A 24,943-nucleotide genomic window follows, 5' to 3' on the forward strand; every position below is an offset into this window, starting at 1 on the left:
ATACGAGTTTTTTGAGATGACCTTTAATTGTTGTTCAGGGCAATGTCACAGAGAACTTTTGTACTGCTTGTAAACTCCCTGATTTCCTCCTGTAGCCATTGGCTGAAGGCTTGGATCCTGGGATTGCTAATGTTGACGTTGCTGCACAGCAGGTAATAGCCGTAGTCAGTAATGCGCCAAGGCATAAGAATACTCAGCTGCTGCCGCTTAATTGCCTCAAATGCAAGGCTCAAACGTCCAATACACAGACCATTTCCGGCTAAACAAGCCGATAGCGCTAGTGCACTGTCTGATACCGATAGGGTATTGTGCTTTGCCTTATTGACTCTGGCTTCTCGTAACCATGGCGACCAACCCATCCAGGGTTCGTCCGGATTCAAATTATGCTCGGCAAGCAGCAGTTCAGTTTGTAGCAAGGTTTTGCGATCAACAGCGGCATACTCAAGTTTGCTGGTGGACACTAGTGGCGCGGCAGCATCTGACATTAAAAAAACACTGTGCAGTCCGGGATATTGCCCCATCCCAAATCGCACGGCGACCTGTGCTTTGTCTGTACGCATATCGCAAATATTATTGTCTGCCTTAACCGTCAAGCGCAGCTGCGGCATTGCCGCCCGCAGTTTTTGCAATCTTGGCGCCAACCAGAATTGACAAAATGCGTGCGGTGCTGACAATTCAAGGGGACCGGCGATATCAACGTTTTGCAATGAAAGTGTTGCCTGCCCAAGTAGCCTGAACACTTCTGCCACATCTTTATAGTAGCGGTTACCCGTTTCACTCAATATGACCCCTCTGGGTCGACGTAAGAACAATTTTAGATTGAGCGTTTGTTCTAACTCACGTACCTGATGACTAATGGCGGCAGCGGTAACGTGCAATTCTGCAGCGGCTTTTACAAAACTACCGTGACGGGCAGCGGCCTCAAAGGCTCGTAAACTATTCATTGGAGGAAGACGCTGTGACATATTGGCTTAATATTTTTTGGTCATAGGCTAAGAATAACTCCGTTGTGACAAATTATTCTACTGCTCATACTGGACACTTCAAAGCAACAGGGGGATGTCCCATGTATAAAGCAGAGCAATTATTTCGTCTTAGCGCATTCAGCGATAGTCCGCACGGGGGCAATCCGGCCGGCGTCTGGATAGGTGAACAATTACCTGATGCCGAAACCATGCAGCGCATTGCCGCTGAAGTGGGCTATTCGGAAACAGCCTTTATTGCGCCAGGCACAGGGGCAGAGCGACAGATTCGTTACTACAGCCCGTTGGCCGAGGTATCATTTTGTGGTCATGCTACGATTGCCACTGGCGTGGTGCTGGCAAAAACCAGCGGAGCAGGAACCTACAGACTGCATACCTCAGTTGGAGAGGTCACCTTGGAAACCGAGGAACGGGATGGTAAGGGCTTCGCCAAATTAACCTCGGTCGCCACAGAGCAGCGGCCGATTCCAGCGGCCAGGCTTGCACAATATCTGGATGTTATCGGTTGGCATTCTGATGAGTTGGATATGTCGCTTCCTGCAATCTTCGCTTTTGCTGGGGCCTGGCATCTGGTCCTGGCATGTCAAAGCCAGAGCAGACTGGACAATCTAGCTTATGATTTTAATCGCTTACAGACCCTGATGCTGGAAGATGGTTTGGCTACCCTGCAATTGATCTGGCGTGAACACAGTGGCTTATACCACAGTCGGAATCCTTTTCCGGTTGGTGGGGTGGTGGAAGATCCCGCCACAGGTGCAGCAGCAGCGGCGCTGGGGGGCTATTTGCGCGATCACGGACTGATTAAGGCGCCCATGCAATTTGAAATTCAGCAGGGGGTTAGGATGGGGCGTCCCAGCCAGCTTAATGTCAGTGTTCCGGTTACCGGAGGGGTGTCGGTTACCGGCACCGCGGTGGAATTGGCCGGGGATTAAACCGGCCATTGACCTGTTATAGCAGTGCTACCAGTTGTTTCAGCATGGCAGGATGAGCGGGCCATGCCGGGGCGGTAACCAGCTTGCCATCGGTGATGGCTTCATCCATCTGTAATTCTACATACTCGGCACCTGCCAGTCTGACTTCTGGTGCGCAGGCTGGATAAGCCGACACCTTTTTACCTTCAATCACATTGGCGGCGGTTAACAGCTGGGCACCATGACAGATTGCTGCCACTGGCTTGTTGCTGGCCATAAAGGCTTTGACAATGGCCAGTACCTTGCTATCCAGTCGTAAATACTCTGGCGCACGGCCCCCCGGTAAATACAGAGCGTCATAATCTGAGGCAGCCACATCGTCGAAGTTGGCATTCAAGGTAAAGTTATGGCCGCGTTTCTCGGTGTAAGTTTGCTGACCTTCAAAATCGTGAATACAGGTGGCAATCGTTTCATTTTTGCGCTTACCCGGGCACACAGCATCCACTTCATGGCCCATAGCCAACAGTGCTTGAAACGGTACCATATTTTCGTAATCTTCGACAAAGTCACCGGTAATCATCAGTATCTTAGCCATCAGTTCCTCCTGGAGTGCGATTAATAAGCTAAGAGTACGCTGCTATCCACCAACTGAAAAGTCTCTTTGCCTAACCTGATAGAAAACCAGACATTCTATCGGTTCAGGATTGTTCCTCGGCAAAGGATTGATCCATGGTTTCAGCTGGGCATTCGCAGTTGGTGCGGCCCACTACTTTGGCAGGTACACCCACCACTGTGGTATGCTCTGGGACGGCGTGCAGTACCACAGAGCCAGCCCCTATCTTAGCACCTTTGCCCACTTCGATATTGCCCAGTACCTTGGCGCCCGCGCCTATCATCACGCCTTCACGGATCTTGGGATGGCGGTCGCCACTTTCATTACCTGTGCCACCCAGGGTGACGCCCTGAAGAATTGACACATTGTCTTCAATCACGGCTGTTTCACCAATCACAATCCCGGTGGCGTGGTCAAACATGACTCCTTTGCCAATTTTACAGGCGGGATGGATATCGATACCAAACACTTCGGAGTTGCGACTTTGAATAAAGCGGGCCAGATCGCGACGATTCTGTTGCCACAAACAATGGGCCAGACGGTGTACCTGAATGGCCTGAAAACCTTTGAGGTTAAGTAGCACGGTCAGGTATTTATCAACGGCGGGGTCGCGGTCAATCACCGCTTTAATGTCGCAACTGACATGGGTGAGCATATTGTCACAATTAACAAAAGCCTGATCGAACAGCTCCCGAAAGGTAAAGGCAGACACCACACCATCCGTCAGCTTGTTAGCAACAATAAAGCTCAACGCACTACCCAGACAGCTGTGATTTAAAATGCACGAGTAGACATGACTCGCCAGCAGGGGTTCAGTGCGGATCAGATCTTCCGCTTCCAGTCGAAGTTGTTGCCAGATTTGGTGACGCATGAAAAAGCCCGGATATTCAAGGGTGCCGGCTATTGTACGCATCAACGCCCTAAAGGTCTTGTAATTAAGGGGAATGGCTCATTGCAAAAGCGTATTAACCGATTTAATACTGACCTTTGAAAAACGCCCCTTTCGGGGCGATGTGATTATTCAGGGATAATGCGGCCGACCAGGCGTTTACTGTCAGTAATCATATTAACCGTGGCACGGCGCAACTTAAGCAGCCCTAAGTATGTCAGGGGTAATAAGAATAAGCTGGTCAGGGTGGAAAACAGCAGGCCGCCAATGATGGCAATGGCCATCGGAGCATAAGGCGGGCCGTCACCGCCAATTTGGGTGCCGCCCAGCGCCAGGGGAATCAGTCCCAGTACCGTGGTGGCGACGGTCATCAGTATCGGCCGGGCACGGCTTAAACAACCATCCAGTATGGCCTGATGAACGCTTTCCCCCTCGCCAATAAGCTGATTAATTCTGTCAACCAGTACGATACCGTTGTTGACCACTATCCCCATCAGAATCAACATGCCAATCATACCAATCACTGACATATTGGTGCCGGTGACCAAAAAGGCCCAGAATACGCCCGTGAAGGAAAATAGCAGTGACGTGATAACGGCGGTAGGCAGCAGCAGGGATTCAAACAGTGCAGCCATGACCAGATAAATCATGCATACCGCCAATAGCATATTAATTTGCATGACGGCTTCTGATTCATTTTGGTTACGGAAACTGCCATCCAGTGTCCAGCTGTAGCCGCTCGGTAGCGCGATATTGGCCATGACCGTTTCTATCCGCTCGCGGGCCTGCTCCAGAGTGGTGCCTTCTTGCAGGTTAGCTCCCACGCCCAATGCCGTTTGCCGGTAATAGCGACGGATCTGCGACAAACGCGGTTTAATGCTGATGTCGGCCACCATATCCAGAGTGATATTCTGTTTGTCATCGCGCTTGATGGTCAACCGTTTCAACTCGTCCAGTGAATGTTGCAATGATTCGTCAAACATCAGGCGAATATCCATTTCACCGCTATCCCCGTGGCGGAAGGTACGCAAATTGGCGCCTCGCAATGCGGTTGCAACGGTATTGGCAACGGTTTCGGCAGACAAGCCAAAGCGGAAGGCTTTTTGTCTGTCTACGCGGATTTGCAACTCTTCCTTCTGGCCATTGATATCTGCTCTGACGTCGGTCAGTCCTTCGACCCGTTCCAGCACCGGAACAATTTGATCGGCAATACGCATCAATGTCTCTGACGATTGCCCAAGCAAGGTCAGGCGCACACCACCTTTACTCTCGTTCCAGCGAAAGCTGGGCTGGCTGCGTACAAAGCTGGGCATATCCTTTTTAATCATGTCTTTCAGTTCTGCCTGGCTGATGGGCAGGTCTTCATTCAGGGTCAGCCCGGACACGGCATGACCGGGGTTGTAATAGCTGTACACCTGTTTAATGTGGAAGCGCTCCTGATTGGCATACAAATACTGCTCCATCCGATTGACTTCTTTTTCAACCTCATCAAGGCTGTAATTACCGTCAATATTGTAGTTAAGCCAAAGTTGATTGTTTGGGTTGTCGTTGTCCCCGTCATTGGTTACCACACCCATAGGAATCGCAGTGGACAGCAGGATAAGGATGGCAATTAACGCGGTTTTGCCCTGATGAGCCAGGGTCCAGCTCAGCACACGCTGATACCAGTTGGCAAACTTACCAGCTTGGCTCCTGGGTTTGCTGGCCTGGTATTTAAGACGAGTGGTCAGTAACGGGATCAGCGTCTGGGCAATCAATAGTGAGGCAAACAGTGAAATGCAGATGGCGATGGCCACATGCTCAAGGAACACCGTGACTTCCTGTTTTTCGCCAACAATGTTAGGTAAAAACACAATGGCGGTGGTGGCCGTACCGGCTATAACTGCCAGACTGACCTTACTGACACCGGCTTTAGTGGCTTTGATCGCATCCGGCTGGGTTTCACGCTCGTGGCTGATACTTTCGGTGACTACCACGGCATTGTCCACCAACATGCCAATGGCGAGCATTAAGCCCATCATGGACAGAATATTCAGGCTATATCCCATAAAGTACATGAAGCCTAAGGTAATGCAGATGGCAAAGGGCACAGACAACACCACAATCAGGGTAGGGGCCCATTGGCGCAAAAACGCATAAAGCACAATAACCGACAGCAGTGCCCCCAGCATACCGGCGCTGAGCAGGTCACTCAGTGATTGAGTTACGCTGGTGGCCTCATCCTGCATGATATACAGATTAATACCATTGAATGCCGGGCTTTCATTAGCTTCGTCCACTACCTTTAGCACCGCCTGGGAGACTTCCACCAGATTACTGCCGGATTCACGATAAATATTCAACCCAACTGCGTAAGTTCTATCCAGATGACGGCCTTCAGTGCGTCTGGGTGTTTCATAGCGAACCTCGGCTAAATCCTTCAGGCGAATACCTTGCTGAACGATCAGATCTTCTATTTCCTCTTTGCTACGAAATTCCCCTTGCGGGTTCACGGTGATTTTCTGGTCCAGCTCAAAGAAATGACCGGCTGTCATGGAAAAGTTAGCGTCTTGCAGCACATTGTACAGTTTGGTCAGGTCGATATGCAGTGCAGCGATACGTTGTGCATCCAGGCGAATGGCAATCTGTTTTTTCATCACCCCATAAAGCTCTACCTTGGACACGCCGGCGACCCGTTCTATGGGCATCTTCAGATTACGTTCCAGAAGATCATAGGCATTAGACAAATCCCGATCACTGGAAACCCGCAACTGAAAAATGGGTAAATCGGCGGTATTAAACTGATACACCATAATGCGCTGCACATCCGAAGGCAGCAGGTGGCGGATGGCATCGATTTTCTCTCTGGCTTCGATGCTTTTGGCGTTTAAGTTTTCACCCCAGTTAAATTCCAGCTCTATCTCCGCGCTGTCCTCGTTGGAACGCGATGACAGGCGTTTAACGTCTGACATAGTGGCGAGCGCTTCTTCCACTGGCTTGGTGATCATCTTTTCCACTTCGGCGGGCGTGGCATCCTGATAGGGCACCACTACCACCATTTGTGGGATGTCGATACCCGGAAATTTCTCCAGGGGCAGCAACCGGCTGGCCATCAGGCCAAGCAGCAACATGGAAAAAAACAGCATGCAAACGGTAACCGGTTTGCGAATGGCAAAGTCCGTCAGGGCCACGCTCATATTATCGAGCTTGTTCATGACCCACCTCCAACGCTGTCTGACTGGTTTGAGTAAACTGCTTACGATCAAACAGGCTATACAGCACCGGGATCAGCAGCAAAGTCAGTACGGTGGCAAACAATAATCCACAGATAACAGTGACAGCCATGGGAGTACGGATTTCCGCCCCTTCACCCAGGCCAATGGCCATTGGCAATAAACCTAGGGTGGTGGTTAATGTCGTCATCAAAATCGGGCGCAGGCGGCTGCTTGCTGCGGCAAATATGGCGTCATGTTTGTCACTGCCGCTTTCACGCAATTGGTTTATACGGTCCACCAATACGATGGCGTTGTTAACGACGATACCTGCCAGCATAATCAGGCCGATAAACACCACTACGCTGATATTGGTGCCGGTAATATACAGCCCGTAAATAGAGCCGGCACAAGCCAGGGGGACGGTGAACAGGATCAGGAAGGGATGCAGCAGCGATTCAAACTGGGAAGCCATGACCAGGTACACCATAAACACCGCCAGTAGCAGAGCAAACTTCAGCGAATCAAAGGAAACCTGCATTTCTTCATTTTGACCAGCAATACGGGCCTGCATGCTGAGCGGTAAATCCAGTTTAGCCAGCAGCTGTTTAACGTCAGTCACGGCTTCGCCTAAGTCACCATAGGCCAGGTTAGCACTTATCAGGGCCACACGCTCCTGACCTACCCGGGTAATCTCACTTGGGCCAACCGACATCTGGATATCGGCAACCGCTTCCAGGGGAATCGCCGGACTGCCCCCTGGGTTGACTGTGATACCGGCAATATCCTGTACTGAATCGCGCTGTTGCTCCTGGGTGCGCACCAGAATGTCGACTTTGCGATCATCAATGGCATAACGGCTTGCCACTTCACCACCAATTTTGGCCGCTATCAGTTTTGATACGTCGGCGGCACTCAGCCCCAGCTGTGCTAACTTGGCATGGTTAAAGTAGATTTTCAGTTCGGGGTGACCGGCACGCAAGGTGGATTTAACATCAGCGAATCGGTTATTTGCCTCAAGTAAACTCACCAACTCATTGGCATAACGGCTCAGCAGACTCAGATCATAACCGCTAAGCTGGATCTCCATTGGTGTAGAGAAACTAAACATTTCGGGTTTGCCAAATTTGGCGGTGATACCTGCCTGGGTACGCAGGTAGTCACGCATGGCGTCCATGGTGTTGGACTCGTCAGTGGCGCTGCTGCCAGGTTTCATCACCACATTCAGTTTGCCCCAGTAATCGCCTCCCTGGCTGGGGGATGCGTTCATTAAGCTACCGGTGCCCGCCAGTGAATAGGTGCGTTGCACGTTGGGTAATTGCTGGGTGAACAGGGCCAGCTTTTCCAGTACCTGGTCTGTATCTTCCAAACGCGCCCCGGTAGAGAGGTTTACTTCCACATGGAATTCGCCCTGGGACATAGGTGGAATCAGCTCCATCCCCAGACGTGGGATCAGCGCCAGTGAAAGCAGCGACACAGCCAGGATTCCACTTAAGGTCAGCATTCGTTGCCGCATGGCCGCGCGTAGCATCACCTGATAAGCATGTTCAAGGATATTAAAACCCTTCTCAAAGCCCCACAGAAAAGGTCGCAGCAGCAAACCGAACAGTCTGCGTAGCAAACGGGTCAACATCACGACCGCACTACTAATGAACAGCGACAGCGCATAGATCAGCTTACCGACTGCTTTGATCAGCATCCTGAACGGCCAGGCCAAGACATACAGCGTTCTAGCCGCTATGCCGCTGGGCGGTGCAACAGCATCATCCGGTGCCGAATCAAGCTCCATAGACGGCGAAGTCTGACCCGGCTGCTTTTCTCTGGCCGCCAACATAGGGATCAGTGTCAGTGCGACAACCAATGAAGCCGCCAGAGCAAACGTCACGGTCAGGGCCTGGTCGCTGAACAACTGACCGGCTATGCCTTCAACAAAAACCAGCGGGAAGAAGACTGCCATGGTGGTCAACGTCGAGGCGATGATGGCGTTACTCACTTCTTTGGTGCCTTTAGCGGCCGCATCGTGAGGATGGCTGCCCAGTTTTTTGTGGCGGTCAATGTTTTCCAGCACCACAATACTGTTATCCACTAACAAGCCGATGGCCAGTGCGATGCCACCCAAACTCATGATATTCAGACTGATGTCGTTACCATACATAAGGTTAAAAGTGGCAATGATGGACACCGGAATGCTGATGGAAATAATCAGGGTGGGCCAAATGTTTTTGAGGAACAGATAGAGTACCAACATGGCCAGAATACCGCCAATAATGGCCGCTGATTTGACTTCGTCAATGGCGCTGGCGATAAACAGAGATTGGTCATACACCAGTTGTAACTGATACTGGGCGGGAATGTCTTTTTTGATCTGCTCCAGACGTCGTTTAACATTCTGCGCGACTTGTACGGTATTGGCGTCACCTTCTTTGTAAATGGCGACTTCCACGCCTTCCAAACCGGCGAAGCGGGTAATAGCATCTCTTTCCTTATGGCTGTCCAGCACCTCAGCGATGTCGCCTAATCGGATATTGCGGCCTTCTCGACTGGCAATAAAGAGATCGCGCATTTGCTCAAGATTCTGAAATTGATTGAGTGTGCGCACCAGATACTCACGACTGCCGTCTTCCACCCGGCCTCCTGAGGTATTCACGTTTTCAGCCTTAAGACGGGCGATCACTTCTTCCAGTTTAATATTAAGCTGACTGGCTTTGTCCTGATTGATCAGAACCTGGATTTCATTTTCCAGGCCACCGCCGACTTTGACTGAAGCAACACCTTGCACGGACTCCAGCTTACGTTTGAATTCCTCCTCGGCATAGGTCCGCAGTCGTTTGGTTGCATTGGCATCCATATTACCCTGTGTAGCCCCCAGCCCCATGCGCAGTATGGGATCCATATTGGGGTTAAAACGCAGCAGTAGCGGCTTTTTCACATCCAGTGGTAACCAGATCACATCCAGCTTTTCGCGTACATCCAGGCTGGCCAGATCCATTCTGGTGCCCCATTCAAATTCCAGCACCACATCAGACTGACCGGCTTTTGAGGTAGATGTCACGGTGCGTACACCCTTCACCACACCAACGGCTTCTTCTACCGGTTTACTCACCAGCTGCTCGACTTCACCTGGGGCTGCACCGGGATAGTCGGTGCGAATGGTCAGGGTAGGGTAGGACAACTCGGGTAGCAGATTGAGTGCCAGTCGAGACAGTGACACCATGCCAAATAAGATAATGGCAAAGGTGAACATCCACACAGTAACCGGCCTTTTAACAGCCACATCAACTAAGCTCATGATAATCTTCCTTCTGCTTAGCGCTTGGCCAGTTCGAGGGTATTGACGATTTCTACTGGTGCCTTGTCTTTTAAATTGTGATGGCCTGTGACGACCACCTGTTCGGTGCCAGAGAGCCCGTTAAGCACTTCTACCTTATCGCCTTCGGTATAGCCGGTTTGCACCTTGATTTTTTCTGCCACACCATCGCGAACCACAAATACGCTGCTTGTATCGTCAATATTGATAATGGCCTGACGGGGTAGAAGAGTGGCATTTTGATGCGTGTCGTAGTTGAGTTTCACCTGAGCAAACATCCCGGTTTTTAAGCGGTTATCTTCATTGGGTACACGCAAGGTAACTTTGAAAGTACCGGTTTTGGCATCTATAACCGGGCTGATGCGTTCCACAAAGGCTTTCACCTGGTTGTCATTGGCTGCGGTAATATCCAACTGTGCAGCTTGGTCGACATGCACTTTGGACAGCTCTTTTTCAGGCAGGTGCACAACACCGTAAAGTTGTTTCTGTTGCACAATATGGAACATGCGTTCACGCTGGAATGACTCTGTCAGGTTACCTACTTTGGCATTACGTTCAGCGATAAAGCCGGCAATGGGCGCTTTGATGGTGGTTTCTGCCAGGTCCAGCTTAGCGAGCTCCAACTCCGCTTTGGCTGCATCATAAGAGGCGCTGAGTTTGTCAAATGCATCATCGCTGACCAATTTCTTGGCGTACATGTCACGAACTTTATTCAGTTCCTTTTCTATTCCGGTCAGATTGGCTTCTGCGCGTCTGAGGTTAAGGATATAGCGTTCGGTTTCCAATCTGGCCAGAACCTGGCCTTTTTCCACATAATCGCCTTCTTCCACCAGGATCTCATGAATAATGCCGGATGCTCTGGCTACCACAAACGCTTCTTCTTTGGCTTCGAGAATGGCTGTGGTGGCGTAATTAGAAGAAATATCTCCCTGACTCAATGCGGCGACTTCAACCGGAATGGCGATAACCTCGGCTTTTTTTTGCGCGCTATCAACGGTTGCTTCGGCACCGCCACAGCCACTTAACAGAGCGCTGGCAGCGAATATGGAACTGGCGATGAGTGTTTTTACGAACCTGGATTGCATGGATTTTCCCCGGAAGTTTATCGTGTGGTCACAATGTCCTGTGTTATTGCACTATGAAGCACTCACCGTGCCAGTGTAATAAGTTCAATAAAAACAAATAGATATCTTTTTTCTTATGTTCGAGGTTTGTTGGTTTGCGTATAAGTTGGCGATTTCGACCAATTGTTGGTTACTTGTGTCAAAAGTTAATGTTGCGTCAACCCTGATCACTTAATGTTAGTGGTTTAGCAAAGGCTACCGAGATGAAATTTGTAAGTAAGTGTGCTGAGGTTGTTTGAAAAGAGAACCATGCGGGTAGGCTTGAAAGGGAGGGGGATACAAAAGTAGCAGATCAATTTTTACCGCAGCATTGCTTAAACTTTTTATTACTACCGCAAAAACAGCTGTCATTCCGACCTAACCTGAGTTTGCCACAGTCATCTAACATCTGCCCATCCACATAACGCCAATGACCTTCTTCAATAATAAAGCGGGATAGCTCATGTAGTTTATACAATTGGCCATCGTAACGATAAAAGGCACTAAATTGTACGGTGGCCCCTGGCTCGGTTAGCTGATGAGACTCTACCTGCAATGCCAGCCATTGTGTTTCATTGGCATCTTGTTGCAACACTGCCAAAGACAAGTCCCGGCGTTTAGCCTGACTATAAGTGTTCAAAATATATTGGAAATCACCCAATACATAGGCGCAATAACGTGAACGCATCAAGGCTTCGGCGGTTGGGGCCAAAAGCTTACCTTTAAGCAGTGGCTCACAGCAGCGTGCGAAGGCAAGTTTACTATCGCAATAACAAAGTGTTGTCATGGAAAAAGTCGAGATCGGCAGCAGTAAGCCCATTACCATGGCCCAAAGACAAGATTGTTGTCCAGGCCTTTTTCTTTACTTAAGCTTACCACTGTAACGCCAAACTGACGACAGAGCTGTTCCAGGCGCTTACGGTTTAATTCATCCAGTACTAACTCTTCTACAAACAGTGCGCAGGTTTTTCCGGCACTCATCAGCTTTTCCAGCCATTCCAGAGTCTGTTCTGCTTCAGGACGAGGTAACTGCTGGCTATGGTGTTCTGTCCGCTTAAATCGCAGGTTGTTGGCCAGCAAATAAATCCATTTATTCTGTTGCGTAAAGTGTTGCATCAGGCTGCGAAGTTGCGACCCCTGGTAAATGGACAATTCCATTAAGCCTGGTTGGTGGCGAGACGGAAGCAATGCGTTAACGGCCATAACAAAACCTTGTTTATTTATACAGTAGTTATGCAAACAGTAGTACTGTATAAATAAACATGCAAGTGTTTTTTTTAAACAATTTTTAGTGGATGCATCTGTTTAGCATGCTGACTTTAGTTAACCCTTGTTCGTTACTGCTTTTGCTTTATGTCTGGTTCCTTTCCTAGCGCAACAGGTTTGCCGCTATCATGGCCTGAATCTGTTCGGGTTGCAGACCAAACTCTATAAGCACGTCACGGCTGTGTTGGCCTAAGCCAGGTGCGGAGCTAAAAGGCGGGGGGAGATGGGCACTCATTTTAATCACTTGCCCTAAATGAACATGTTGCTTGTGATCGGCCGAAGTATCTTTTTTTAGTGCGCCTCTGGCCATGACTTGCGGGTCTTCCAATGCTTGTTGCAGACTGTTTACCGCGCTAAGACAATATTCCTGTTGGTCAAACTCCTGAAGCCAGGCACTTCTGCTTCGGCTTAAAAATAACGTTTCCAGCGCTTTACATTGATCCTGGTAGTTAACTAGCTCAGCGATAAAGCCGTGCCCGGTCTTATGCAAAAAAGCCTGAAAGTAGCGTTGCTCACCTGCGCCAAAGTACAGGAAGTTGCCACAGGCACAGGCATAGATACGGTTTCTTGGCCAATTACCCTGTAAAAATGCCTGTCCTTGTCTGGGTAACGTGGTATCTAGCAACTCACCAGCACTTGGCGCTTGCATGGCCATTAAGGCATCCAGTACAGCTACATCAACCAATTGCCCTTGTTGACTTTGTTGCCTGTGATACAGCGCAGCCAAGATGCCACTAAGTGCGGTATAACCGCCAACCAATGATAGTCCGGGTGCCAGTGAGGGTCGGTTGTTTTCTGTACTAAAGCTGTCCAGCAGACCGCTGAGTGCGCCAATATTGCCTTCATGTTGCATCTGGCTGGCACGCGGTCCCGTCAGGCCATATCCGGATATGTGACAATAGATAAGCCGTGGATTGATTTTGTGTAAGTCGGCATAGCCCAGCCCCCACGAGTCCATGCGGCCAGGCTTAAATCCTTCAATCAATACATCGGCCTGTTTAAGCATGTCTAACAAAGCACTTTTGCCTAATCCTTTGCGAAAATTCATAGCCAGCGAGCGTTTATTATTGTTGATGGCCTGGAATGCGGCATTGACCTTCTCACCCTGTTCTTCGGTCTGACCAAATGGGGGCATAAACCTGAACATATCGCCGCCTTTAATCGGCTCTATCTTAATCACGTTGGCGCCAAGGCTTGCCAGTAGAGCACCGCAAAAAGGCCCGCTGCCCATAAAGGCCAGTTCAATAACCAGTATGTCCTTAAGTATCGGGAATTTTTGCATGTCAGTAATACCAATCGGTGCTGAAGTGGCGATACATATCTCCTTGATTATTATGCGCTGTCATAACCTGAATAATATTGATGCTATTTTTGCTTGTGAGCCATTCATGCATTTGCTCCGGGTCGAACTCTATGATGCTGTGCTGGGTGATCTTTACACCAGCATGGTAAAAAACAGCCGGTGACTGATAAAGGCTCAGGCTATTCATTTGTTCACCGGCATGACCCAACAAGGCTCGTTCCTGATAAGTACGCACCATGGACAGGCTGTTATTGACGAAGATAAACAATGTGGCACTGCCGCGTACGGTGGATTTGACGCCACGTAGGTTTTTAAGTAGAAAAGGCAATATATCCGGTGCCAGATTACGGGCTCCATCGCCAACAAAGGCCACTGTGTTGCCTGGATTTTTCAGTGCCACTAAAGGAAAGGCCATAAGCGCATCCCCCATGCAACCTCGGCCATAGATGCTGGAAAAACCTGGGCCGGTGCGAGGCAGGCTACCCAGAGCGCTAAATCCGCACCGCCCAGCATCAAATAACCCGGTGTAGCGGTATGCCTGTTTTTGGATCAGGGCTTTGAGCAATTCGCTGAAGCGGTAGAAAAAATAATCCGGACTCATTGGACAGCTTGGCAATTGACTTAACAATCCCGCCGACAGTGATTTGGCCCTGGCAATTTGTGTTTGGCGGTATGCCAGTACTTGAGGATCGACGGCTAACTTTGCTTTTATCTGCAGTAGAAAATCAACCAGCTTCATACACAGCCCCTGGCTGGCATGGGGAGCGATATGCGCGGCATTTTCTGTAACTTGTATGGTTTCGAGCCGGTGTTTGAAATTACCAGGTGGAAATGGGCTGGAAGGTTGCCCAAGTCGGCTTTTTAAAAAAAAGATAACCTGATCTTGTTTCGGGTTAAGCTCGCCGTCCTGGTAAAGATAACTCAGTAGTTCCCGACTGGTACCATATACTCCAAGCGTCCCCAGATATTGTGCATTGTAGTTACCCTCAGGATAGGCACTCACACAGCCTGGGCGTTGTACCGAATCTGCCAGTGCGATTCCTGCTTGCCTGGCAATATCCATCAGCAGGGTACGCTCCTGCGCCGACAACGGGCTGTCTACTACCCAAAGGAGTTTGCGACTGTGTTGGTTTAACAGCGCCATAATATTATCCGGTAGTGACGGTATGGCTTGTGAAGCGGATTTTTTAACCGGTATGGGCGCAATGACTGCACTGGGTAATGAACGGCAGCTATCCAATACTCTGGGCGTCGCTAATAGCACCACCGGGCCTTGATCTCTGTCATACAGGTTTTGGGCCTCAATCAGGTCATGCTCCATCTGTTGTGGATCACACATATACACCCAGGCTATAGCCATGCCATCAAGAATGCGGCGGATATCTTCCTCAGCATTCATCATGCCCTGTGCGGCAAACCAGTGGTTCGGTTCACCTTCGCCACAGACGATAAAGCCTCTGGCGCGACTGCGTTTGAGGTTGAGCAGCGTCCCTTTGAACTCCAGCATCATGCCGCAGGTGACAGTGAGCAGAAATGGTGACCGATATAACTGCCAGTTGGCCAGTGCACTGCAAGCCAGACTGTGCTCATTACAACCATTGATGATTGTGATCTGGCGCTGCGCCAATCCCTGCTCTAAGGCATCAATGAACGGTGCAATGACCGACCCTGTGTAATAGCCAAATAGCCAGTTATCATCCGCACGCGCCGTGAAAAATTCCAGCATAAAGGTGGCAAGACTGATAAACCGCCTGCCGTACTCTGTAACGCCCTGAATACGGCCGGCATGTGGTAGCGAACGTAGTTTTCTTGCCAGTAGCGGATTGCAGTAATAACGCAGCAGAAACTCCATGGTGTCCACTATGGATTGGCTGGCGATGATGGCCTGCCAATGGCTTTGTTGTTTGTGCACATAGTGTTCGACACTATTGGCAAGGCTAAACACTAAGCCATGGCTTGGTGGTGAGGTGAAGTAAACCAAAGATAATGGACTGCGAAGTCCGCTAATTTTGCGCTTTGACAGAGCTGAGTAAAAACTGTCGAGACGTTCCTGTAATTGCTGTGCCGATATGCCAAGCTGATTGTCATAGAACAGCAGATCCAGTGAATCTTGTTGCTGCTCAGTGAGTTGATGACAGAGTTGTTCAAGACTGTCAGCCACATACAGGCTGACATTAAACGTCTTTTCCAGTCGCCCTATCTGGTTGACGGCTTTGTTAAGCAATTGCTGATGCAGTGGCAACACAGAAACCGGACTGAGAGGTATCGCCGATTCATTGCGAATACGCAGGGTGGTTACCGACAAAGGTTGAAAAAGCTGCTGTATTCCAAAAACAATTGCAGAGGTTAACGCAGGGTCTTTGCTGACGATACCGATCCCTGGACAATACATAGATGTATCCCTTTGATGAATTATTGATTGTCCGTATTTTAGCCACTGGTTCAAGTCTGAATATTGCGTGGAAGGAATAGTTGTCCATACAGTCTGGAAGCAAATTCGTCCGTCATCCCTGAGATATAATCAGCGATAACCCGTTGTTCCTGCCCCTGAGCCTGTCCTTTCAGCCAGCGCTGCTTGGTGTTTTCCGGTAACAAACGCATAGGGTCGGAACTGAATGCTTCAAATAAGGCCATCACCAGTTGCTGGCCTTTAAACTCCATACGCTGTACGTCGCTTTGACGAATGACCCATCGGTATACATAAGCTTTAAATTCGTCCAGGGCCTGACTAAAGCCTGATGGAAGCTGGGCGTTATTGGCGAGCAGAGGGTGTTTGAATTGGTTATCCGTAGTGCCAATTTCAACGGCAGTAATAAAGGCGTTAACCAGAGCACCAATGGCGTCTTTACGATCATAGTGGGCCTGGCTGAACAATTTGATCGCAAGGTGCTGTATGTTCTGGCTAAGCCAGACAATGTCGAGTTGGCTGATGGGGTTGGCGACTTCTTCAATAAAACTATCCTGACTGACAATACCTGTCACTATGGCATCTTCCAGATCGTGAATGCTGTAAGCAATGTCGTCGGCAAGCTCCATAATAGAGCAATCAAAGGACTTAAAACGGGTTTTGGCAAGCTGCGCATTGTGTGGGGCAAAGCTACAAAATAGCGCTTTGTCTTCGGCTTCCAATGGTGACAGCAACCAGTCAAATACGTCTTTGTCGTCATCAAACAAACCTTTAGCCGGTTGCCAATCCTGTAAACGCTCTGTTGTCGGACGGGTGATTAATAACTGACTTTGATAGTTCGGGTATTTCACCAGGCCCAACAAAGTTCGGCGGCATAAGTTCATACCTGCGTCGGGTGTATAGGGCTCAAGCTTGGTGACAATGCGAAAAGTCTGCCCATTGCCTTCAAAACCCCCATGCTTGCGCATCATATAGTTCAGTGCCATTTCGCCCCCGTGGCCGAAGGGCGGGTGACCTATATCATGGGCCAGACAGAGTGTTTCGATCAGATTATCGTTAAGGTCCAACGCATGACTTTGCTGTGGGTACTTCTGCCGCAGTTGGGATGCAATGCCATGGCCAATTTGTGCGGCCTCCAGCGAATGTGTTAAGCGGGTGCGATGAAAATCATTCACACCCACGCCAAGTACCTGCGTTTTGGCCTGCAAACGGCGAAAAGCGGCAGAGTGCAACACCCGGGCTTTATCGCGCTGGAAGGCTGAGCGGTGGTCCCCCTGTCGTTCGGGTTGCATCTGCTGTCTTGCAAGCCAGGGGGACATAGATTACTCCTGCGTGATTTCGTCCAGACTCAAAGAGAAACTGGGTACATAGGCCTCAAGGAAATAATTAACTTCCTCTGATTGGTATTCCTGCAGAATTTTATCCAACCGTCGTTTTGCCAGTTCAAACTCATGGTTGCCGGCGGATAGCTCTTCAAGGGTTTTAAGGTAGGCGCAAATAATATCGGCGGCCTTAATAATAAATCGCTCATCGTCGGTGTGATATTGCCCGTCAATTAACTGCGCGTAATCCTGGCGGAATGCATCGGGGGCCATTTCTATCAGCTTTTGCTCGGCGATTTGCTCAATCTTTTTGTATTCCTGCTGAATCGCCGGATTGTAATATTTCACCGGGGTAGGTAAGTCACCGGTCAGAACCTCCGATACATCGTGGAACATGGCCAGGGTGGCAATGCGAAAAGGGTCCAACTGGCCGCCATAAAACTTATTGCGGATCATGGCCAGGGCGTGGGCAACCATGGCCACCTGCAAGCTGTGCTCCTGCACATTTTCGGTACTGACATTGCGCATCAGCGGCCAGCGGTTAATCAGTTTCATGCGTGCTAAATGGGCGAAGAAGTGACTTTGCGGCACACTCATTGACCATTTTCCTGACGATAACCAGCGAAGAAGCGTTCCACCTTGCCAAGGGCCGTTTGCAACTGGTCGGCGTGAGGTAAAAAGACCAGCCGGAAGTAGCAGCCCTCTTTAAGGTTAAAGGCGCTGCCGTGCACCAGCAATACTTTTTCCTGGCGCAGCAGGTCAAGAATCATTAATTCATCATTGCTGATATTAAAACGCGTGGCATCCACCCTGGCGAAGCAGTACATGGCCCCCTTGGGTTTCACACAGGATATGCCGGGGATCTGCTCCAGTAAGCGCCAGGCCGTGTCCCTTTGCAGACGTAAACGGCCGTCGGCCTGTACCAGGTCATTAATACTCTGATATCCGCCAAGGGCAGTTTGTATGGCGTGCTGGCACGGCACATTGGCACACATCCGCATAGAGGCCAGCAAGTTCAGGCCTTCCATATAACTGCGCCCTAGCTTTTTATTGCCACTTAACAGCATCCAGCCGGCGCGAAAACCGGCCACCCGATAATTTTTCGACAGGCCGCTGAAGGTCACAAACAATAAATCGTCCGCTAAGGAGGCAATGCAGGTATGTCTGGCTTCGTCGTAAAGGATCTTGTCATAGATCTCGTCGCTGAAAATCACCAGACCGTGCGTACGGGCCAGTTCAATCACTTCCAGCAGCAGTTCTTTGCTGTATACCGCACCGGTAGGATTATTCGGGTTGATCATGACGATAGCCCGGGTATTCGGTGTGATTTTACTCTTTATATCCTGAATATCCGGAAACCAGCCGGCCTGCTCGTCGCAGCGATAATGTACTGGTGTGCCGGAAGAAAGCGTTACAGCGGCCGTCCAAAGTGGATAATCCGGAGAAGGCAGCAGAACTTCATCGCCGACATTCAGCAAAGCCTGCATGGCCATCACAATCAGTTCGCTGACGCCATTACCGATAAACACATCTTCAATATCAATGTTTTTGATATTCTGCTGCTGATAATACTGCATCACCGCCACGCGGGCAGAATATAGGCCTTTAGCATCGGCATAACCCTGTGCCGTAGGTAAATTGTGGATGACGTCTTTAAGAATATCGTCCGGCGCTTCAAAGCCGAAGGGCGCAGGGTTGCCGATATTCAGCTTTAACACCCTGTGTCCCTCATCCTCCAGCCTTTTTGCCTCGGCCAATACGGGGCCGCGGATGTCATAACATACGTCGTTGAGTTTGCTGGATTTTACAATCTGTTTCATGCACTGCTGGGGTTTGAAAAACGGCCCTACAGGGTAATACAGTCACCACCGTCTTGTCTGCATGGCTAAGGAGATATTTTGCTAAAAATATCCTGACCTTGAAGTTATGACACATCCCTTTACATTGCCGCGATTGGCGAAATCGCCACAGCCTGATAATTATTATCTGAAAAGCTTGTTCAGGCACTGGGAGTATAAGTATGCCGATACCTTTGGTTTGGCTTGGTCTCGGACTTGGAGCGCTGGCGGCCGGGCGGAGTTTGCATAAAGCGTCACAGCAATCAGTACTGCACCACCCTGGTGATTTTACCCAGACGGTGATACCCCAAAACGGCGCGGTGGTGTGCTGCGGCGTCTTCGGTATTTTTGACCACACCGGTATCTGGATGGATGGCAGCATCATCGAACTAAATGGTAACGGCCTAGTAAGGGCTATTTCACCGCAGCGTTTTTTAGAAAATCGCAGTGGTGACCTGATTTACGTAGCCTGCGCTGACGATGGCACTGTGTTAGGGGACGAACAAACCGCCAGCAGAGCCGTTGCCAGAGTTTTTGAGTATGCTGACTACCATCTTTTGCGTAACAACTGCCACCGCTTTGTGCTGTCGTGCTGTGATCCTTTGGCTGAGCACATCACCTTATTTAGTGAGTTGAATCAAAATCTGACCCGCCACTATGCACGCCAGATAAGCTGGCGCCCAGCCTTAATATAACACGTCGGAAACAGGTTGAGCTTGATAGAATCAACCCTCAAAACATCAACAAGCCTCATAGGTATAAGTTCTAAAAAATATTTTCTGAGACTAGTTTTATATAACTACGGGCAGATTGGATTATGTCTGCATAAGCTAAAGATGGGCCGCTTGCCGATTATTAAGGTCAGGTCCACTTTGTGCGCAGAAGAAAAAGCCATCCCCGGAGGTGTTATGTCTCATTCATTTAAAGAAACTCCCCACAATGCGATTACCGACAGTGGTATTGCCAGGGTCATTCCTTGTAAGGAGCTGGATTTGGGCGACCCGCTCAAATGGCTGGCCCTGGGCTGGCGGGATTTGGTCAGGGCACCGTTACTCACCGCATTCTACGGATTGATCTTTGCAGCCATTCCCTGGCTGATTACTTATTTGGTCAACCTGACTGGCTGGCACCTGGTGATACTGCCGTCCATCGTATGCTTTATGCTGATTGGTCCCTTTCTGGCGGCAGGTTTATATGATGTCAGTTGGGAGCTTGAGAAGGGCCATAAACCGTCGTTGTGGCACAGCATTAAAGCCATCAAGCGTAATGCTGTAAATGAATGGGCGTTTGGTATCTTGCTGCTGGTACTGATGATCTTCTGGCTCAGGGTGGCATCTATTATTCATGCTCTGTATCCCCCTTATCTGGAGGACAATCTGGAAAACCTGTTACCTTTTCTAGCCTTAGGTACCGTGGTGGGAGCTGGCTTTACCATGCTGGTATTTTTTATCAGCGTATTTACCCAACCCGTGCTGATGGAAAGGCGCATAGACCTGGCATCTGCGGTACTGACCAGCATGAATGTAGTCTGGACCAACAAGTTGCCAATGATGATTTGGGGGTTGATTATCGCCACAGCGGTTGGCATAGGTTTTGTGACCGGTTTTGCCGCTTTTGTGATTTTAATGCCGCTGATTGGCTACGCCACCTGGCATGGTTATATCGATAGTATTGAGTTAAAGCGAGAGCGCCATTACGAATAAGGCAGCACTGTGCACTGGCCAATCAGCCGCCTAGTTTCAGTTTCAGGTCGGACTTAGCCACGCAGCAGCAAGGCAGTATTTCATCGTCATCAATAAAGGCCAGGGGATCGGTAAGGTAATCCACCTGGCCTTCAATCAATTTAGTGCGACATGCGCCGCAGAAGCCTTCTCGGCATTGAAAATGAACCTCCACCTGATGTGCTTCAAGACTCTCTAACAGCGTTTTGTCTTTAAGGCAGGCCAGGCGGGTCTGATCATCCAAATGGATTATAAACAGATCGTCCATTTTCATTGGCAGAACATCAGAGGTCGAAATCTCCGAAGTCATCGCCGCTGACTTCCGAGTCGATTTGTCCAACCAAATATGAACTGATTTCTGATTCCTGAGGCGCCACTTGCACGTTATCTGAATTAAGGTAATTGTTCATCCAGGGCAGGGGGTTGGACTTCACTTCAAATGGTGTATCCAGACCAATGGCGGCCATACGGTGGTTGGCAATAAACTCCACATACTGACAAAGAATATCTTTATTCAGGCCAATCATGGAACCATGCTGGAACAGATAGGTTGCCCACTGTTTCTCCTGCTCCACCGCATTCATAAAGATTGCCCTGGCCTCGTCGTGGCACTCTTCGGCAATGCTGGCCATTTCCGGGTCGTCTTTGCCCTTAGCCCACAGATTCAGAATGTGCTGGGTTGAACTTAAGTGCAGCGCTTCGTCTCTGGCAATCAGGCGGATGATCTTCGAGTTGCCTTCCATCAGCTCCCGCTCGGCGAAGGCAAAAGTGCAGGCGAAAGATACGTAAAAGCGGATAGCTTCCAATGCATTGACCGAATTCATACACAGGAATAACTTTTTCTTTAATTCGCGCTGGTTAATGGTCACCGTCTGGCCATCTACCAAATGCACACCTTCTCCCTGGGTTTGCCAGACCTGAGTGGCAAAGATCAGATCATCATAGTATTTGGAAATATCGGTAGCCCGACGTTTGATTTCCTCATTCAGCACGATGTCCTCAAACACGGCACTGGGGTCGGCAAACAGGTTACGCAATATATGGGTATATGAGCGTGAATGAATGGTCTCAAAGAAAGACCAGGTTTCAACCCAGGTTTCCAACTCTGGTAACGAGACGATAGGCAAAAACGCAATATTCGGGCTGCGACCTTGAACAGAATCCAGCAGGGTCTGGTATTTAAGGTTGGAGATGAAAATATGCTTTTCCGGCTCGCTGAGCTTCTGGAAATCCACCCTGTCTTTGCTGACGTCCACTTCTTCTGGGCGCCAGAAAAAGCTGATTTGTTTCTCAATCAATTTTTCGAAGATCTGGTGTTTTTGCTGGTCGTAGCGCGCCACATTCACCGGATTGCCAAAAAACATCGGCTCGACAAGGGGATTGGTACTTTGCTGGTTAAAGGTGGTGTATTTCATTGGCTCAAGTTTCAACGGTTGTTTAGCGCAAAGGCCGGTCTGGGACCGGCCTATTATGATTATATTTTGCAGGCGCCGCCGGCGCAGTCGTCATCTTCTTCGACCACGGCTTCCACTACAGGTTGCCGTTTGCTGACAGTCAGCTCTTCCTGGGTGTCTGCAGCACCATCACGGGTATTATGATAGTAAAGCGTCTTAACCCCCAGTTTGTAAGCAGTAAGAAGATCTTTAAGCAACAGTTTCATTGGAACTTTGCCACCTTCGTATTTGCCTGGGTCATAGCTGGTATTGGCAGAGATGGTCTGATCGACAAATTTCTGCATAATGGCGACCAGTTGCAAATAACCGTCGTTGGAGGGGATGTCCCACAGCAGCTCATACTGTTCACGCAAGCGTTCGTATTCCGGTACCACTTGCTTAAGTACACCGTCTTTACTGGATTTAACGCTGATATGACCACGAGGCGGCTCAATGCCGTTCGTCGCATTGGAAATCTGCGAAGAAGTCTCAGAGGGCATCAGGGCTGACAATGTGCTGTTACGCAGGCCGAACTCCTTGATATCCGCACGCAGCGCTTCCCAGTCGTATTGCAGCGGCTCATTGCACACTGCATCCAAATCCTTTTTGTAGCTGTCGATAGGCAGGATGCCTTTGGCATAAGTGGTTTCGTTAAACTTCGGACATGCGCCTTTTTCCTTCGCCAGTCCCACTGAAGCCTTAAGCAGGTAGTACTGAATCGCTTCAAAGGCTCTGTGCACTAGGCCATTGGCGCTGCCGTCGGAATATCGCACTCCGTGCTTGGCCAGATAGTAGGCAAAGTTGATGACCCCTACACCCAGTGTACGGCGGCCCATGGTGGCGTTATATGCTGCAGGTACTGGGTAGTCCTGATAATCCAGCAAACTGTCCAGTGCGCGTACGGCTAAATCCGATAGCTCACCCAGCTCATCCAGGTTTTCGATGGCACCCAGATTAAAGGCCGACAGGGTACATAGCGCAATTTCGCCATTTTCGTCGTTCACATGCTCCAATGGCTTGGTTGGCAAGGCGATTTCAAGACACAAATTGCTTTGACGTACCGGGGCCACAGTCGGGTCAAATGGGCTGTGGGTATTGCAGTGGTCAACGTTTTGCAGATAGATGCGGCCAGTACTGGCACGCTCTTGCATAAACAGACTGAAAAGCTCGATGGCTTTGACCTGCTTCTTACGTATGGCAGGGTCCTGCTCGTACTGGGTATAAAGCGTTTCAAACTTGTCCTGATCAGCAAAGAAAGCATCATACAAGCCCGGTACATCCGAGGGGCTGAACAGGGTGATGTGCTCATCTTTAATCAGGCGCTGATACATCAGCTTGTTAAACTGCACTCCATAGTCCAGGTGACGGACTCGGTTTTCTTCCACACCACGGTTATTTTTCAATACCAGCAGGGACTCGACTTCCAAATGCCACAACGGGTAGAACAAGGTTGCTGCACCACCACGCACACCGCCTTGCGAGCAACTCTTTACCGCGGTCTGGAAATATTTATAGAACGGCAAGCAACCGGTGTGGAAGGCTTCGCCACCCCGGATGGGGCTCCCCAAAGCTCGAATACGGCCGGCATTAATGCCAATGCCTGCACGTTGGCTCACATACTTAACGATGGCGCTGGCGGTGGCGTTGATAGAATCCAGGCTGTCGCCACACTCGATTAATACGCAGGAGCTGAACTGACGCGTCGGCGTGCGCACCCCGGACATGATCGGGGTCGGCAACGAAATCTTAAATTTGGAGACGGCATCATAAAAACGCTGGATATAATCCATGCGTGTTTGTTTTGGATAATTGGCAAACAAGCAGGCGGCAACCAGCATATACAGGAACTGCGCGCTTTCATAAATCTCGCCGGTAACCCGGTTTTGAACCAGATATTTACCTTCCAGTTGCTTCACGGCAGCATAGCTGAAATCCATATCACGCCAGTGATCAAGATAGGCGTCCATTTGTTCAAATTCAGCCTGGCTGTAGTCTTCCAGTAGATGCTTATCGTACTTGCCCATGTCCACCATGCGTGCAACATGGCTATATAAAGCCGGCGGCTCAAACTGTCCGTACGCTTTTTTACGCAAATGGAAAATGGCCAGTCGGGCGGCCAGGTATTGATAATCTGGACTGTCCTTGGAGATCAGGTCTGCGGCAGATTTAATCAAAGTCTCGTGGATATCAGAGGTTTTGATGCCGTCGTAAAACTGGATGTGAGCCTTTATCTCCACCTGGGACACAGATACATTGTTCAGGCCCTTGGCAGCCCAGGTAATGACTTTATGGATCTTGTCGAGATCGATAGGCTCTTTTTCGCCGGAGCGTTTGGTAACGAGAAGCGTATTGTTCATGCCGATAGCCGTCTTATTGTTATCAAAATTAGCGCAAATTGCCCGCAAACAAGCCCTTGTCTGCGGGACAGAAAAACTGCGAATCTTTGCCTTAGCAAGCCGTTCGCTTTGGCACAAGATAGTGAGGTTTTAGCCTTTATGCAACCCAATATCTGGTGGTTTAATGGCCGAACAGAAGGCGCTGGATAATGAGGTTAGTGTCGACTCACCGAAGAGTCACCATCAAGACTTCGGTGATAGGAATGCAAGGAAAATTTAGATCATTTTAAAGCAGATAAATTTTTTATTTCTTAAATGTG

General features: G+C 49.6%; 19 protein-coding genes. 3 read left to right on the forward strand and 16 right to left on the reverse strand.

The window, feature by feature from the left end:
• Positions 1–23: 23 nt before the first annotated feature.
• Entirely contained in the window at positions 24–944 is a 921-nt protein-coding gene (locus CSR04_RS05690; protein WP_172449243.1) for a LysR substrate-binding domain-containing protein, read from the reverse strand.
• A gap of 122 nt (positions 945–1,066) precedes the next feature.
• Between CSR04_RS05690 and CSR04_RS05695 the strand changes: the two genes are divergently transcribed.
• Complete coding sequence (locus tag CSR04_RS05695) at positions 1,067–1,915, forward strand: PhzF family phenazine biosynthesis protein (RefSeq protein ID WP_102795284.1); 849 nt, start codon at positions 1,067–1,069, stop codon at positions 1,913–1,915.
• Positions 1,916–1,931: 16 nt separating this feature from the next.
• On the opposite strand, the gene CSR04_RS05700 is transcribed toward CSR04_RS05695, so the two are convergent.
• The 12 genes from CSR04_RS05700 to CSR04_RS05755 form a co-directional block, all read right to left on the reverse strand.
• On the reverse strand, positions 1,932–2,489 hold the full coding sequence (locus CSR04_RS05700; protein WP_102795285.1) for a DJ-1/PfpI family protein: 558 nt from the start codon (positions 2,487–2,489) through the stop codon (positions 1,932–1,934).
• A 103-nt stretch (positions 2,490–2,592) separates the two neighbouring features.
• The gene (gene cysE, locus CSR04_RS05705) at positions 2,593–3,378 is read right to left on the reverse strand and encodes a serine O-acetyltransferase (RefSeq protein ID WP_102795501.1); all 786 of its coding nucleotides are present in this window, start codon (positions 3,376–3,378) and stop codon (positions 2,593–2,595) included.
• A gap of 146 nt (positions 3,379–3,524) precedes the next feature.
• Positions 3,525–6,590, reverse strand: coding sequence for an efflux RND transporter permease subunit (locus CSR04_RS05710; RefSeq protein ID WP_102795286.1), 3,066 nt, complete (start codon positions 6,588–6,590; stop codon positions 3,525–3,527).
• On the reverse strand, positions 6,574–9,876 hold the full coding sequence (locus CSR04_RS05715; RefSeq protein ID WP_102795287.1) for an efflux RND transporter permease subunit: 3,303 nt from the start codon (positions 9,874–9,876) through the stop codon (positions 6,574–6,576). Before CSR04_RS05715 ends, CSR04_RS05710 begins: the two co-directional genes overlap by 17 nt.
• 17 nt (positions 9,877–9,893) lie before the next feature.
• Positions 9,894–10,979, reverse strand: coding sequence for an efflux RND transporter periplasmic adaptor subunit (locus CSR04_RS05720; RefSeq protein WP_102795288.1), 1,086 nt, complete (start codon positions 10,977–10,979; stop codon positions 9,894–9,896).
• Positions 10,980–11,310: 331 nt separating this feature from the next.
• Positions 11,311–11,823 (reverse strand): YchJ family protein, encoded by a 513-nt coding sequence (locus CSR04_RS05725; RefSeq protein WP_342751350.1) that lies wholly within the window; start codon positions 11,821–11,823, stop codon positions 11,311–11,313.
• Entirely contained in the window at positions 11,817–12,200 is a 384-nt protein-coding gene (locus tag CSR04_RS05730) for a hypothetical protein (protein WP_146027107.1), read from the reverse strand. Before CSR04_RS05730 ends, CSR04_RS05725 begins: the two co-directional genes overlap by 7 nt.
• Positions 12,201–12,366: 166 nt before the next feature.
• On the reverse strand, positions 12,367–13,545 hold the full coding sequence (locus CSR04_RS05735; RefSeq protein WP_102795290.1) for a CaiB/BaiF CoA transferase family protein: 1,179 nt from the start codon (positions 13,543–13,545) through the stop codon (positions 12,367–12,369).
• A gap of 1 nt (position 13,546) precedes the next feature.
• Positions 13,547–15,958, reverse strand: a complete 2,412-nt coding sequence (locus CSR04_RS05740) for a hypothetical protein (protein ID WP_102795291.1) — start codon at positions 15,956–15,958, stop codon at positions 13,547–13,549.
• Between the two features lie 50 nt (positions 15,959–16,008).
• Positions 16,009–17,292: an anti-phage deoxyguanosine triphosphatase gene (locus tag CSR04_RS05745; protein ID WP_102795292.1), complete on the reverse strand. Its 1,284-nt coding sequence runs from the start codon at positions 17,290–17,292 to the stop codon at positions 16,009–16,011.
• A gap of 3 nt (positions 17,293–17,295) precedes the next feature.
• Positions 17,296–17,892: a 5'-deoxynucleotidase gene (gene yfbR / locus CSR04_RS05750; protein WP_102795293.1), complete on the reverse strand. Its 597-nt coding sequence runs from the start codon at positions 17,890–17,892 to the stop codon at positions 17,296–17,298.
• Positions 17,889–19,115 carry a pyridoxal phosphate-dependent aminotransferase gene (locus CSR04_RS05755; protein ID WP_102795294.1) on the reverse strand — a complete coding sequence of 409 codons (1,227 nt, stop codon included), beginning with the start codon at positions 19,113–19,115 and terminating at the stop codon, positions 17,889–17,891. The genes yfbR and CSR04_RS05755 overlap by 4 nt, the downstream gene beginning before the upstream one ends.
• A gap of 200 nt (positions 19,116–19,315) precedes the next feature.
• Here CSR04_RS05755 and CSR04_RS05760 point away from each other — a divergent pair, with 200 nt between their 5' ends.
• Together CSR04_RS05760 and CSR04_RS05765 are read left to right on the forward strand one after the other, a co-directional pair.
• A complete protein-coding gene (locus CSR04_RS05760; RefSeq protein WP_102795295.1) occupies positions 19,316–19,828 on the forward strand; it encodes a hypothetical protein in 513 nt (170 codons plus the stop codon).
• A gap of 213 nt (positions 19,829–20,041) precedes the next feature.
• On the forward strand, positions 20,042–20,836 hold the full coding sequence (locus CSR04_RS05765; protein ID WP_102795503.1) for a DUF2189 domain-containing protein: 795 nt from the start codon (positions 20,042–20,044) through the stop codon (positions 20,834–20,836).
• 22 nt (positions 20,837–20,858) lie between these two features.
• On the opposite strand, the gene yfaE is transcribed toward CSR04_RS05765, so the two are convergent.
• Genes yfaE through nrdA form a run of 3 tightly spaced genes read right to left on the reverse strand, consistent with a single transcriptional unit; the run spans position 20,859 to position 24,644 of the window.
• The gene (gene yfaE, locus CSR04_RS05770; RefSeq protein WP_102795296.1) at positions 20,859–21,122 is read right to left on the reverse strand and encodes a class I ribonucleotide reductase maintenance protein YfaE; all 264 of its coding nucleotides are present in this window, start codon (positions 21,120–21,122) and stop codon (positions 20,859–20,861) included.
• A gap of 16 nt (positions 21,123–21,138) precedes the next feature.
• A complete protein-coding gene (gene nrdB, locus CSR04_RS05775; RefSeq protein WP_102795297.1) occupies positions 21,139–22,269 on the reverse strand; it encodes a class Ia ribonucleoside-diphosphate reductase subunit beta in 1,131 nt (376 codons plus the stop codon).
• Positions 22,270–22,328: 59 nt separating this feature from the next.
• The gene (gene nrdA / locus CSR04_RS05780) at positions 22,329–24,644 is read right to left on the reverse strand and encodes a class 1a ribonucleoside-diphosphate reductase subunit alpha (protein WP_102795298.1); all 2,316 of its coding nucleotides are present in this window, start codon (positions 24,642–24,644) and stop codon (positions 22,329–22,331) included.
• Positions 24,645–24,943 lie beyond the last annotated feature (299 nt).

The sequence above is a fragment of the Bowmanella denitrificans genome, assembly GCF_002887595.1.
Lineage (GTDB): Bacteria > Pseudomonadota > Gammaproteobacteria > Enterobacterales > Alteromonadaceae > Bowmanella > Bowmanella denitrificans.